11 protein-coding genes are annotated in these 12,147 nt (G+C 73.9%); 4 read left to right on the top strand and 7 right to left on the bottom strand.

Going from position 1 to position 12,147, the window contains the following annotated elements; genetic code table 11:
- Positions 1-69 precede the first annotated feature (69 nt).
- Positions 70-777, bottom strand: a complete 708-nt coding sequence (locus tag H5J33_RS10780) for a response regulator transcription factor (RefSeq protein WP_181794672.1) — start codon at positions 775-777, stop codon at positions 70-72.
- Positions 778-1,044: 267 nt separating this feature from the next.
- On the opposite strand from H5J33_RS10780, the gene H5J33_RS10775 reads away from it, so the two are divergent.
- Together H5J33_RS10775 and H5J33_RS10770 are read left to right on the top strand one after the other, a co-directional pair.
- Positions 1,045-1,950: a universal stress protein gene (locus H5J33_RS10775; protein WP_181794671.1), complete on the top strand. Its 906-nt coding sequence runs from the start codon at positions 1,045-1,047 to the stop codon at positions 1,948-1,950.
- A 24-nt stretch (positions 1,951-1,974) separates the two neighbouring features.
- A complete protein-coding gene (locus tag H5J33_RS10770) occupies positions 1,975-2,883 on the top strand; it encodes a universal stress protein (protein WP_181794670.1) in 909 nt (302 codons plus the stop codon).
- A 192-nt stretch (positions 2,884-3,075) separates the two neighbouring features.
- Here H5J33_RS10770 and H5J33_RS10765 read toward each other — a convergent pair whose 3' ends face one another.
- The 3 genes from H5J33_RS10765 to ppdK all read right to left on the bottom strand — a co-directional run bounded on the left by H5J33_RS10765 (position 3,076) and on the right by ppdK (position 7,176).
- A complete protein-coding gene (locus tag H5J33_RS10765; protein WP_181794669.1) occupies positions 3,076-3,648 on the bottom strand; it encodes a hypothetical protein in 573 nt (190 codons plus the stop codon).
- Positions 3,649-3,998: 350 nt separating this feature from the next.
- Positions 3,999-4,457: a pyridoxamine 5'-phosphate oxidase family protein gene (locus H5J33_RS10760; protein WP_181794668.1), complete on the bottom strand. Its 459-nt coding sequence runs from the start codon at positions 4,455-4,457 to the stop codon at positions 3,999-4,001.
- A 31-nt stretch (positions 4,458-4,488) separates the two neighbouring features.
- Positions 4,489-7,176, bottom strand: coding sequence for a pyruvate, phosphate dikinase (gene ppdK / locus H5J33_RS10755; protein WP_181794667.1), 2,688 nt, complete (start codon positions 7,174-7,176; stop codon positions 4,489-4,491).
- Positions 7,177-7,418: 242 nt separating this feature from the next.
- Here ppdK and H5J33_RS10750 point away from each other — a divergent pair, with 242 nt between their 5' ends.
- Positions 7,419-9,137 (top strand): GAF domain-containing sensor histidine kinase, encoded by a 1,719-nt coding sequence (locus H5J33_RS10750; RefSeq protein WP_181794666.1) that lies wholly within the window; start codon positions 7,419-7,421, stop codon positions 9,135-9,137.
- Between the two features lie 163 nt (positions 9,138-9,300).
- Entirely contained in the window at positions 9,301-9,999 is a 699-nt protein-coding gene (locus H5J33_RS10745; protein WP_181794665.1) for a CBS domain-containing protein, read from the top strand.
- A gap of 75 nt (positions 10,000-10,074) precedes the next feature.
- Here H5J33_RS10745 and H5J33_RS10740 read toward each other — a convergent pair whose 3' ends face one another.
- From H5J33_RS10740 to H5J33_RS10730, 3 genes are all read right to left on the bottom strand, one after another.
- Positions 10,075-10,734, bottom strand: a complete 660-nt coding sequence (locus tag H5J33_RS10740; protein WP_181794664.1) for a CBS domain-containing protein — start codon at positions 10,732-10,734, stop codon at positions 10,075-10,077.
- 44 nt (positions 10,735-10,778) lie between these two features.
- Positions 10,779-11,237 (bottom strand): cyclic nucleotide-binding domain-containing protein, encoded by a 459-nt coding sequence (locus tag H5J33_RS10735; RefSeq protein ID WP_181794663.1) that lies wholly within the window; start codon positions 11,235-11,237, stop codon positions 10,779-10,781.
- Positions 11,238-11,401: 164 nt separating this feature from the next.
- Positions 11,402-12,147, bottom strand: a 746-nt coding sequence (locus H5J33_RS10730) for an acetate--CoA ligase family protein (RefSeq protein ID WP_181794662.1), incomplete at its 5' end; no start/stop codon positions are given.

The following is a 12,147-nucleotide window of genomic DNA, read 5'->3' as shown; positions in this document are numbered from 1 at the left end:
GGCTGCCCGGCTGCCCGGCTGCCCGGTCGCGTTCGTCGCCCGGTGACGTCTGAGCACGCCCTCGGCCGGTCAGCCGGGGGTGCCTTCGGAGCCGTGGGATTCGTGCCGCTCCAGGTGGGAGGCGAGCACCGCCGCCTGGACCCGGCGCTGCACGCCCAGTTTGGCCAGCAGCCGGGAGATGTGGTTCTTCACGGTCTTCTCCGACAGGTACAGCTTCCCGCCGATCTCGCGGTTGGTGAGGCCGTCGCCGATCAGGGCGAGGATGTCGCGTTCCCGGGCCGAGAGCCCGGCCAGCTCGGGGGGCAGTGAGGGAACCTCGGCCGGGTCGGCCCGCAGGGACCGCATGAGCCGGGTGGTCGTCGCCGGGTCCAGCATCGACTGGCCCGCCGCGACGGCCCGTACCGCCGACACCAGGTCGGAGCCCTTGATCTGCTTCAGCACATAGCCGGACGCCCCGGCCATGATGGCGTCCAGCAGGGCTTCCTCGTCGTCGAAGGAGGTCAGCATGAGACAGGCCAGGCGCGGCACGCGGTCGCGCAGTTCCCGGCAGACCGTGATGCCGTCGCCGTCGGGCAGGCGGACGTCCAGCACGGCGACGTGCGGGCGCAGGGCGGGACCACGGGTGAGCGCGTGTTCCGCGGTGTCCGCCTCGCCCACCACCGAGATGTCCGGTTCCGCGTCGAGGAGGTCGGTCAGGCCGCGCCGTACGACCTCGTGGTCGTCGAGCAGGAACACGCGGATGGGGTCCCGCTCGCTGAAGGTGCGTGTCTCGGTCATGGCGACCTCATTCCGCGGACGCTCCGCTGCCATTGCCCCAGGCTCGATCATCGGCCTTCCGCGCGGAGCGCGCCAGGGCCGACCGGCCCAGGGGCCGCCCCGGGTGCCCGTGCCGCCTTCCCGCCGGGATTCCCGGGCCGTCGGCCCTCCCGGAGGCCGTGGGACAGAGGGTCGGTTGGTCCCCCCGCCGGGCCGTATGGCCCCTGAGCCGGGCGCGGCCGGGGCGACAGGCTGGACTCGGGACCTACCCGCCGGGAGGTGGAGCCCATGTCCCGCACCGTCACCGTAGGGCTCGACGACTCGCCCGAGAGCCGGGCCGCGGCCGAGTGGGCGGCGCGTGAAGCGCTGCTGCGCGGTCTGCCGCTGAAGATCGTGCACGTCCAGGAGCCGACGCCGGCCTACGCGGCCCGGACTCCCTTGCTCGACCTGGACGCCTACCGGCACTGGGCCCGGCGGCTGACCCACGAGTCCGCGGACGGCATCCGGCTGCGTCATCCGGGTGTCGAGGTGACCACGGAGCAGCTCACCGGGACCGCGGCCGACGTCCTCTGCGAGGCGGCCGGGTTCGCCGAGCTGCTGGTGCTCGGTTCGAGGGGCCTCGGCGCGCTTCACGGGTTCGTGGTCGGTTCCGTGAGTCTGGCCGTGGTGGCCCGGGCCGAGCGTCCGGTGGTGCTGGTGCGCTCGGGCGAGCAGGCCGCCGACGAGCACCGGATGGACCCGGCGGGAGTGCCCTGCGCCGCGACGCTCTTCCGTCCGGTCGTGCTCGGCCTGGACGCCGGCGAGCCGGACGGCACCGTTCTGGAGTTCGCCTTCGACGCTGCGGCCCGGCGAAGGGCCGTCCTGCGGGCGGTGCACGTCTGGCCGGAGCCGCCGAGCTCCTTCCACGGCTTCGCCACGGACGCCGAGTTCCACGATGAACTCGCACGCGGGCAGGCCTCGCTCCTCGGCAAGGTACTGCGTCCCTGGCGGGAGAAGTTCCCGGACGTCGAGGTGATCGAGGCGAGCCGGTCCGGCAGCGCCGCGCAGGTCCTTGCCGGCGCTTCCCGCGACGCCTGTCTCGTGGTCGTCGGCCGCCGTGTGCGCACCGGCTCGTTCGGCGCCCGCATCGGCCATGTCACCCACTCCGTCCTGCACCATGCCGCCGCACCGGTCGCCGTGGTCGCGCACGGTTGAGGTGCCGTCCATGAGGAGACGCCCATGAAGACGTCGGACACACGGGCTCCCGGAACCCCTGGTCCGCACCGGATCGTCGTCGGTGTCGACGGCTCCGAGGCGAGCCTGAGAGCCGTGCAGTGGGCCGCCGACGAGGCGGTCCTGCGCGGGGCGTCGCTCCGGCTGGTGTACGCCTCGCTCTGGGAGCGCTACGAAGGCGCGGCCGTGGCCGAGGAGCTCGGCGAGTCCTCGGAGGAAGCGATGGCCGAGGACATCGTCGAGACCGCCGGGGCGCGCGCCCGCCGACGGCGGCCGGACCTGGAGGTCACCACCGGCATCCTGCCCGAGGAAGCCGGATACGGCCTGATCCGGGAGAGCTGCGGCGCCGCGCTGATGGTCCTCGGGTGTCGTGGCCGGGGCCGGGTGACCGAGGCCCTGCTCGGCTCCGTGAGCGTCACGGTGGCCGGGCACGCGCACTGCCCGCTGATCGTATTGCGCGGCAGCCACGACAACCAGGTCCGCCCGGGGCCGGCCGGCCGGATCGTCCTGGGCGTGGGGGAGAAGCCGGCGGACTCGGCCGCCGTACGCTTCGCCGCCGAGGAGGCTTTGCTGCGCGGAGCCGAACTGGAGGCCGTACGGGCCTGGCGCCGGCCGTTGCACGAGCCGCGCGCACACCCGCTGATCGCCGGACGGCCGGCCCACCTCCAGGAGGCGGAGGCCGCGGAGCTGGTGGAGGAGGCGCTGGCGACCGTTCCGGAGGGCCTGCGGGTGCGGCGCCGTACGGTCGAGGGCTTCGCCCGGGACGCCCTGCTGGCCGTCTCCCGTGACGCCGGTCTGCTCGTCGTCGGCGCGCGGCGCCGCCAGGGTCACTTCGGACTTCAGCTCGGCCGCGTCGCCCACGGGGTGCTCCACCACGCGGGGTGCCCGGTGGCCGTCGTGCCGGAATCCGCCTGAGCGCGCACCCGAGGAGGTGCGGGGCATCGCGCCCGCGCACCACCGCCCGGGTACGGGGCCCGCCCACGAGCGGCGGCCACCGGTTCGCCGGTCGCCACCGTGACGGCCTGACGGGAGCATGACCTCGGGTGCGGAGCGTCGGCAGGGGCCCGCGCGCGGCGCCTCGGTCCGCGACCGGCGCATCCCGTCCGATCATCCCGTCTTCGGGCCCCACCGCGGCCCGACCAGTGCCCATTCCTGGTCCCACCGGGCCATGCGGCGCCGGTCGAGCCGTGCCCGTGCGACGGCGCCCGCGCCGAAGACCGGGACCGCGGTGGCGAGGGCCGCCCCGCCGGCGAAGAGGGCGGCCTCCACATGCCCCTCGCTCCGGCCCGGCGGTGCGGAGGGCGCGAGGCGGCCCCGGTCGTCCTGCCACACCGTGACCCGGTCTCCGGCCCTCAGACCCCCGGCCACCGGCGTCCAACCGGTGCGTGGGGTGCCGTCGGGAGCCGTCCAGCGCACCGGGCCCCGGGTACGGCCGTCCGCCGACCACTTCGCCGCGGCGCCGTACGGCACATCGGTGACCAGGACCGCCCGGACGGCGTGCCTGTGGGCGCGCTGCTGGGCGAACCGCTGCTCGGCGGCCTGCGCCGTCACCAACCCGGCGAGGGCGCCTCCGACCACGGCGATGACCCAGACGGCCAGTACGACCCAGGCCTCGACGACGTCCTCGTGCCGCCGCAGCGGATTGCTCCGCCACCGCCACATCCGCCGCGTGGGGTCCATCGCGGAACACCTCCTCGTCGTGGTGCCTATGACGACGGTGACTCGGGCCGGCGCGCGTCCACAGGGGCCGGGAAGCCTCGCCGCAGGGCCGCTCGGACCCGGTTCCCGGGCCGGGAGGAGCCATGGGGGCCCGTGAGACCGTGAAAAGGGATCCCCCGGCGCCGTCCGGCCCGGCACGAGGGCCGGACGGCCCGGGCGCGAACTCCCGGACACCGCGCGGCCTGACGGTGCGGGGCGCCTCCCGGTACCGGGCCGGAGCCCGGCCCGCGTCCCCGTCGCACGCGCCGGAACGACCGGACGACTGGTGACCCGCACCTTCCCGCTGGACCCGCCTTCGGTCCCTCGGGACCTCAGCGGGCGGCCCTCGCCGCGCCGCCCGACTCCGTCACCAGCACACCGGTGACCAGCTCGGGATGGATGCGCACCGCCTGCTCCCCGCCTTCCACCGGGGCCTCGGACCACGACAGCTCGTGGAGGCGCACGAGTTCGGCCGGGTCGCTCACCAGCTGGGCGTACCCCGTGACGACCACGCTCCAGCCGAGGTGGGTGTCGGGGTCGATGGCATCCGCCTCGTACGCGACGATGACGCCCGCGTCGCCGGACCGCAGGCCCCGCGGTGCGAGCGCCGCGGCGTCGTGGGCGAGGACGACGACGTCCCCGTCGTCCAGGACGTGCCTGACCGGGCGGACGGCGGGCAGCGCCTGCCGGGTGAAGACGACCCTGCCCAGCGACACGCTGCCCAGCAACCGCAGTGCCTCGTCCTGGTCGAGGTCGACACGTCGGTACGACGGCTCGTGGGAGTGGGTCATGGCTGCACCTCGTCACCCTGCGGATCACGTCTCACCTGCTGTCGCCGGGGTCCACGCCCGTCACCGCCGCCCGGCCGGCCTCGAGGCGCGCCACCGGGACCCGGAAGGGCGAGCAGGAGACGTAGTCCAGGCCGACGGCGTGGAAGAAGTGGATCGACTCCGGATCGCCTCCGTGCTCCCCGCACACCCCGGTCTCCAGTTCCGGGCGGGCCGCTCGCCCCTCCTCGACGGCGATCCGGACCAGCCTGCCCACCCCGTCGCGGTCGAGCGTCTCGAACGGTGAGGCGGCGAAGACGCCCTTGTCCAGGTACGCCGGGAAGAACGCGGCCTCGACGTCGTCACGGGAGAAGCCCCAGGTGGTCTGGGTGAGGTCGTTGGTGCCGAAGGAGAAGAACTCCGCCTCCTTCGCGATCCGTCCGGCCGTGAGCGCGGCCCTGGGCAGTTCGATCATGGTTCCGACGGGGCAGCGGACGGTCACCCCGGTCTCCTCCGCCACCTCGGCCAGGACGCGCGCCACCTCCGCGCGGGCGAGCCGCAGCTCCTCGACGGCACCGACGAGCGGCACCATGACCTCCGCCCGTGGCGAACCGCCCGCGCGGGTGCGCTCGGCGACCGCCTCCGCGACCGCCCGGACCTGCATGGCGACCAGGCCGGGAACGACCAGGCCGAGCCGCACCCCGCGGAGCCCGAGCATCGGGTTCTCCTCGTGCGTCCTCTTCACCGCGTCGAGCAGCTCGGCGTCGTGCGCGTCCGGCCGCCGGCCCGTGGCCTCGGCCGTGGCGACGCGGACGGCGAGGTCGGTGCGGTCGGGAAGGAACTCGTGCAGCGGCGGGTCGAGCAGCCGGATGGTGACGGGCAGGCCGTCCATCGCCTCCAGGATGTCCGTGAAGTCCCTTCGCTGGAGTGGCAGCAGGGCCGCCAGCGCCCGGCGGCGCTCGGCGTCCGTCCGCGCCAGGATCATCTCCTCGACCAGCTTCCGCCGTTCACCGAGGAACATGTGCTCGGTGCGGCACAGCCCGATTCCCTGGGCTCCGAACCGTCGCGCCCGGCGCGCGTCCTCGGGGGTGTCGGCGTTGGCGCGGACTTCCAGCCGCCGGACCGAGTCGGCGTGCTCCAGGGCGCGAGCCACCGCGGACACCGTGCTGTCGCCCTGCTCGCCACGGTTCAGATAGCGCATGGTCGCCGACTCCACCAGCGGGACCGAGCCGGGATACACGGCGCCGGCGGACCCGTCGACCGAGACGACGGTGCCCTCCTCGACGACGGCTCCGCCCCGGGTGGTGAAGCGCCGTGCCCTCGCGTCCACGGTGATGTCCCGCGCCCCGCACACGCAGACCTTTCCCATGCCGCGGGCGACGACGGCCGCGTGGCTGGTCTTGCCGCCGCGCCCGGTCAGCACGGCGCGGGCGGCCACCATCCCGGGCAGGTCGTCGGGTGTCGTCTCCTCGCGGACGAGTATCACGTCCTGACCGCCCGCGGCGCGGCGCACCGCCTCGGCGGAGTCGAAGACCACCGCGCCCACCGCGGCGCCGGGCGAGGCGGGCACGCCCCGGGCGAGCGCCTCACGCGTGGCGGAGGCGTCGAAGCGCGGGAACATCAGCCGGACCAGCCCGTCGCCGCTCACCCGTGCCAGGCCCTCGTCGGGACTGACGAGTCCTTCCCGCACCAGCTCGGCCGCGATGGCGAAGGCGGCTTCGGCGGTGCGCTTGCCGACCCGGGTCTGCAGCATCCACAGAGTGCCGCGTTCGATGGTGAACTCGATGTCGCACAGGTCGCGGTAATGCCGCTCCAACGTCTGCGCGTGGTCGCGCAGCCGCCGGTACGAGACGGGGTCCAGCCGCTCCAGCTCCGCCAGCGGCACGGCGTCCCGGGCACCCGACACCACGTCCTCGCCCTGGGCGTTCGGCAGGTAGTCGCCGTACAGGCCGGGGCGCCCGGTGGCCGGGTCACGGGTGAAGGCGACACCGCTGCCGGAGTCCGGCCCCAGGTTGCCGAACACCATCCGCTGGACGGTGACGGCGGTGCCCAGGTCGTCCGGGATGTGCTCACGCCGCCGGTACAGCCGGGCCCGCCCGGCGTTCCAGGACCGGAAGACGGCGAGGACCGCCGCGCGCAGCTGCGCGGCGGGGGACCGGGGGAAGTCCCGGCCGGTCTCGTCGAGGATCAGCCGCTGGTACGTCTCCACCAGCCGGGCCAGGTCGGAGGCGTCCAGATGGAGGTCGTCCGGGGCGCCGCGGGCCTCCTTCAGACGCGTCATGGCCTCGTCGAAGCGTCCCTGGGGCACGCCCATCACCGTGGTGCCGTACATCTGTACGAGTCGACGGTAGGAGTCCCAGGCGAAGCGCTCGTCGCCCGACACCCTGGCGAGGCCGTGCACCGACGCGTCGTTCAGGCCGATGTCCAGGACGGTCTCCATCATGCCGGGCATGGAGAACCGGGCCCCGGAGCGGACCGAGACCAGCAGCGGGTCGTCCGCCTGCCCGAGCCGCCGCCCGGCAGTCCTCTCCAGCCGCGAGAGGTGTCCGGACACGTCCGCCCACAGGCCCTCCGGCTCCTCACCGGTGGCCAGGAAGGTCCGGCACGCCTCGGTGGTGACGATGAAACCCGGTGGTACCGGCAGACCCAGCCGGGTCATCTCGGCGAGGTTCGCGCCCTTGCCGCCGAGCAGGCCGGCCAGGTCACGGCCGCCGTCCTGGAAGTCGTACACATAGCGGGCCATGAGCACTCCTCGGCCGTGCCGTCTCCGTACCCTCCCAGCCTGGTACCGCGCCATCGGCCGGGGCAGGTGCACTCGGCCCCGAGGACTGGGCCGACCGGCCCCGGGTGTGCGAGACCCCGCCGTGGGAACGCCGGTCCGCCGTCCCGGAGACGGCCGGGCTGCCGTTCGCGGCGGAGCGTGGTTACCGTGGGCGAAGACCGCCACTGTCCGGTCTCGCGTACGGGGGGACATGGAGGAGCGTCGTGGCGAACGCGGAAGAGCCCCGTGTACGGCTGCCGGAGCTGCGGCTCGACGAGCTGCTGGAGGAGTTGCAGGCTCGCATCGACGAGGCCCGCGGCACCAGGGACCGGGTCCACAGCCTGCTGGAGGCGGTGCTGTCCGTCGGCCGGGAGCTGGATCTGGAGCAGGTACTGCACTCCATCGTGGAGGCCGCCGCCGCGCTTGTCGACGTCGAGTACGCGGCTTTGGGGGTGATAGCCCCCGGCGGCAGAACCCTGTCGGCCTTCCACACCGTCGGGGTGCCGCAGGAGCGGATCGCCGAGATCGGCCCGCTTCCGCAGGGCCACGGGATCCTCGGCGAGGTGATCCGCCGTCCGGAGCCCCTGCGGCTGGAGAAAATCTCCCGGCACCCCGCCTCGTACGGCTTCCCGCCCCACCACCCGCCGATGGACAGTTTCCTGGGCGTTCCCATCCGGGTACGCGACCAGGTCTTCGGCAACCTGTATCTCTCCGAGAAGCGTGACGGAGCACCGTTCGACGAGGAGGACGAGGTGGTGCTCTCCACGCTGGCCGTGGCGGCCGGCGTGGCGATCGACAACGCCCGCCTGTACGAGGAATCACGGCTGCGGGAACGGTGGCTGCGGGCGAACGTCGAGATCACCCACTGCTTGATGTCCGGCAAGGACCGCGCCGAGGCCCTGAAACTGATCGCGGAACGAGCCCGCGAGATCATGGGATCGGCGCTGGCGGCGGTCGCGCTCCCGGTGCGGGACACGGAGTGCCTCACGGTGGAGATCGCCGTGGGCGTGGACGCGCGGGTGCACCGCGGACTGGTGCTGCCCTTGTCGGGGACGCTGACGGGCCTTGCGTTCCGCGCCGCCGCTCCGGTCATGAGCGACGATGTGCACCAGGACCGGCGGATCTCGCCCGAACCGGCGCGCTTCCACGGGCTCGGCCCCGCCGTGGCCGTCCCGATCGGCACCGGGGCAGGCGGTGTCCGGGGCGCGGTACTGGTGGCCCGTGAAGCCGGCCGGCCGGTCTTCTCGGAGCAGGAGGCGGACATGCTCGGCGGATTCGCCGCACAGGCCGCCATCGCGATGGAGCTGGCCGAGCGGCGTGCGGACGCCGAGCGGATCGCCGTGCTCCAGGACCGCGACCGGATCGCCCGGGACCTGCACGACCTGGCCATCCAGCGGCTCTTCGCCACCGGTATGACGCTGCAGAGCGCCGGCCGCTTCATCGAGCATCACGAGGCGTCCGAGCGGGTGGCGCGGGCCGTGGACGACCTGGACGAGACCATCAGGATCATCCGCTCCGCCATCTTCGGGCTGCGCACGCGTGCCGGAGCGGCCGGCACCGGTCTGCGGGCCCGGGTCGTGCGCCTGGTCGGCGAGGAGTCCCCGGTGCTGGGGTTCACGCCCGGCGTACAGGTGGAGGGCCTCGTCGACACGAACGTGCCGCACGAGATCGCCGACCAGATCATGGCCGTCCTCTCGGAAGCACTCACCAACGTGGCCCGGCACGCCCACGCCGACCGCGCACAAGTCGTCCTGGCGACCGACGGCCGCGAGGTCTCCCTGACCGTCTCCGACAACGGTGTGGGCATCCCGCCCGACGGCCGGCGCAGCGGCCTGCACAACATGGCCGAGCGAGCGGGACAACTCGGCGGACACTTCGATGTGTCCAGCCCCGACGGCGGCGGTACCGTCCTGCGCTGGCGGGTGCCCCTTCCCTCCGCATAGGCGATCGGGCGGCCGGGCGTACGGGCCGGCCCCTGGCAGTACCGGGCGCCGGACGGCACGGACCACGGGGACTGGGCAACGGGCCACTCGGCCCTGTCCCGGAGGGCGTCGCCGGCGCACCCTGAAGGTGTCGCGGCACGACACCCAGCCCCTGGAGGACGCCATGAACGGCTCTCCCGCCCTCGTGAACGACGTGATGACCCGCAGGGTCGTGGCCCTGAGGGAAGGGGCCGCCTTCAAGGACATCGTGCGGACCATGCAGGAGTGGCGGGTGAGCGCCCTCCCCGTGCTGGACGACGACGGACGCGTCGTCGGCGTCGTCTCCGAGGCCGACCTGCTGCTCAAAGAGGAGTACGGCGGCGACCTGGGCGGGCAGGCCCGAGTGGGGCAGAGCGCCGACATCGTCAAGGCGAACGCGCTGACCGCCGCCGAGCTGATGAGCGTCCCCGCCGTCACCGTGGTCTCCGGAGCCACCCTCGCCCGTGCCGCGCGCATCATGGCCCACCGGAGGATCAAGCGGCTGCCGGTCGTCGCCCCCGACGGCACCCTGGAGGGCATCGTCAGCCGGTCCGACCTGCTGAAGGTCTTCCTCCGGGACGACACGGACATCGCAGAAGAAGTGCGGCGCGAGGTGGTCGCGGGGCTCTTCGGTACGCACGCCGACGCCGTCCGGGTGCGGGTACGCGACGGTGTCGTGACCCTCGCCGGCCGAGTGCCCGACACGGCTCTGGTGCCGATTGCCGCCCGCCTCGCACGAGCCATGCCCGGCGTGGTGGACGTGCGCTGTTCCCTGACCGGCCCGCCCCGCCACCCGGATCCCGACCCGGACCTGCCGGACGCGCGGCGGACGGCACCCGCCTGACGGCGGCCGCCCGCCCCAAAGCACGCCTGACGGCGGCCGCCCGCCCCAAAGCGGGGCCGCCGCACCGGGGCGGCGTCACCGGGCGTCGGATTCGGCGGCGGTGAGCCGGCAGTCCACGCCCACGACCCCTTCCACCCCCTGCACCAAATGCGCGGCGAGCGGAATCAGCGCGGCGTCCGTGACGCGTCCCGTGAGGGTCGCGACGCCGTCGCGGACGACGATGTGCACGGGCTCCACCGGCGCCGGGAACATCACGTCGACGATGTCCCGCCGGATCTCGTCCGCCAGGTCGTTGTCCGTACGGAGGAAGACCTTCAGCAGATCACTGCGGCTGACCACGCCTTCGAGTACGCCCTCGGCGTTCACCACGGGCAGCCGTTTGACATGCCGCACGGCCATGATCCGCGCCGCCTGCGCGAGTGTGGCGTCCTCATGGACGGTGACGGCCGGAGTGCTCATCAGCTCCTCGGCGGACAACGCTCCGGCCTTGGCCGCGTCGGGCAGCCGTCGCAGCCGGGCGAAGGGGTCCGGGTCGCCGTCCCGGAACTCCTCTTCGAGCAGCAGATCGGCCTCGGACACCACGCCGATGACGCGCCCGTCGCCCTCCAGCACGGGAAGGGCACTGATCTTCCGCTCCCGCAAGCGCTCGACGATGTCCTTGAAGAGGGTCTCGCGGCCCACCGCGACGACCGCACGCGTCATCACGTCACCCACCCGGCGCGGGCCGCTCTCCATGCGTTCGTCCCAAAGCCGTTCGGCCGGACGGAGCGGTCGGGCGGTCACCACTGGCCGCCGCTGCCATAGGGGGCGTACAGGTCGAGCAGCCGCACCCGGGTGGCGTGCAGCCGCTGGGCGGCCACACCTCCCACCCACACCGCGACGGCCCGTCCGAACGCGGGGTCCTCGGCGCACATCGCCCGCACCGATTCGGCGTCGAACTCCCAGGCCCGCACCGGGGTCGTCGCCGCGGCGCCCATATGCCAGAGGTAGGGCGGGAAGTGCCAGGACCAGCCGAGCAGCGCACCGTGACCGAGCGCCTCGATGACGGCCGGACGGCGGCCGGGCACGTGCAGATCGAGGGCGACGGTCCCGCCGCGCACGATCCAGAAGCGGTCGGCGCGCTGCCCTTCCTTGAACAGGCGGGTCCCGGGCGGGAAGGAGACATCGCGGGCGAGTCGCATCAGCCGCTCGCGGTACACGGGCTCCAGCGCCGTGCTCGTGGTGGTCACGGAGGTCATCGCACCGACTCCCTTCTCGGACTGCCGGTCCCAGCGTGCGCCTCTTCGGCAGCCGGCACCACGGGCCACTGAGGCCCGACCGTGGGCCGTTCGGCTCCTGTCGCGCGGTGCGCGGGGCCCGCGCCCACACTCGGACCGGCCGGCTCCGGGCATCCGTGCGCCGGTCAGCGCAGCCTGCGCAAGTAGGGGTCGTGGGGGCGGCGCGGCACCAGGCGGACACGGGCGTCGAGCGTGGTGACACCGTGCGGTCCGGCCAGGACCGGATTGAGGTCGGCCTCCGCCAGTTCGGGCAGATCGGTGGCCATCCGGGACAGCCGGTGCAACAGCTGCTCGACAGCGCCGACATCCGCCGCCGGCCCCCCGGCGTAGCCGAACAGCAGGGGGGAGCAGCGCGGAACGGTGAGCAGGTCGTGCACGTCCAGGTCGGTGAGCGGGGCGAGCCGGGCCGCGTGATCGGCCAGGAGTTCGGTGGCGGTGCCGCCGAGACCGAGCATCACGAGCGGCCCGAAGACCTCGTCCTGGACGACACCGGCGAGCAGCTCGATGCCCCGTTCGGCGAGCGGCTGGACGACCACCCCGGTCATACGGTCGCCGAACCGGGCGACGAGATCACGGTGCGCGGCCCTGACCCGGGCGGCGCCCTGGAGATCGAGGTGCAGGGCGTGCTGCTCGCTCTTGTGCAGCAGTCCGGGCCAGTAGGCCTTGACGACGACGCGTCCGTCCGGCCCGGCGAGCCGTTCGGCCGCGGCGACCGTCTCGTCCTCGTCCCGGGCCCATTCCCAAGGGATCTGCGGGATGCCATAACAGCCGAGCAGGGCGGCCGTCGTCCGCGGATCGAGCCAGCCGCCGTCCGGGACGCGGTCCAGGAAGGCGGCGGTCAGACCTTTCGCGCGCCCGGTGCCCACGTCCG

The sequence above is a fragment of the Streptomyces sp. WELS2 genome (genome assembly GCF_013870595.1).
Lineage (GTDB): Bacteria > Actinomycetota > Actinomycetes > Streptomycetales > Streptomycetaceae > Streptomyces.
Note: the sequence above shows the minus strand (reverse complement) of the source record. Positions and strands in the feature narration are given on the sequence as shown.

Excerpts from the sequence above, each read along its gene's own strand:
- H5J33_RS10745 (WP_181794665.1), top strand. The coding sequence starts at position 9,301 with ATGAACGGCTCTCCCGCCCTCGTGAACGACGTGATGACCCGCAGGGTC.
- H5J33_RS10775 (WP_181794671.1), top strand. The coding sequence starts at position 1,045 with ATGTCCCGCACCGTCACCGTAGGGCTCGACGACTCGCCCGAGAGCCGG.
- ppdK (WP_181794667.1), bottom strand. The coding sequence starts at position 7,176 with ATGGCCCGCTATGTGTACGACTTCCAGGACGGCGGCCGTGACCTGGCC.
- H5J33_RS10765 (WP_181794669.1), bottom strand. The coding sequence starts at position 3,648 with ATGGACCCCACGCGGCGGATGTGGCGGTGGCGGAGCAATCCGCTGCGG.
- H5J33_RS10760 (WP_181794668.1), bottom strand. The coding sequence starts at position 4,457 with ATGACCCACTCCCACGAGCCGTCGTACCGACGTGTCGACCTCGACCAG.
- H5J33_RS10740 (WP_181794664.1), bottom strand. The coding sequence starts at position 10,734 with ATGGAGAGCGGCCCGCGCCGGGTGGGTGACGTGATGACGCGTGCGGTC.
- H5J33_RS10780 (WP_181794672.1), bottom strand. The coding sequence starts at position 777 with ATGACCGAGACACGCACCTTCAGCGAGCGGGACCCCATCCGCGTGTTC.
- H5J33_RS10735 (WP_181794663.1), bottom strand. The coding sequence starts at position 11,237 with ATGACCTCCGTGACCACCACGAGCACGGCGCTGGAGCCCGTGTACCGC.
- H5J33_RS10770 (WP_181794670.1), top strand. The coding sequence starts at position 1,975 with ATGAAGACGTCGGACACACGGGCTCCCGGAACCCCTGGTCCGCACCGG.